General features: G+C 45.8%; 1 pseudogene. It reads right to left on the bottom strand.

Features of this window, described 5'->3' with window-relative positions:
* Positions 1 to 201: pseudogene (locus KI210_RS08870) on the bottom strand (amino acid ABC transporter ATP-binding protein); the annotation flags it as partial.

Raw genomic sequence — 201 nt, 5'->3', positions numbered from 1 at the left:
AAGTAATTATCTTGCTCAAGAACTCCTGTGCCCGTTCTGACTTCGGATGTTCGAAGAAAGCTTCTGGATCGTTAGAATCTTCCAGCACTTCTCCTTGATTGAAAAAGATTACCCGGTCTGACACTTCTCTGGCAAAACCCATTTCGTGCGTTACCACCAGCATGGTGATGCCTGACTCGGCAACTTTTTTCATGACGTCCA

The organism is Lactobacillus corticis (assembly GCF_018327645.1).
Taxonomy (GTDB): domain Bacteria; phylum Bacillota; class Bacilli; order Lactobacillales; family Lactobacillaceae; genus Lactobacillus; species Lactobacillus corticis.
The sequence above is the reverse complement of the archived record's forward strand: the minus strand, read 5'-3'. Positions and strand labels throughout refer to the sequence as shown.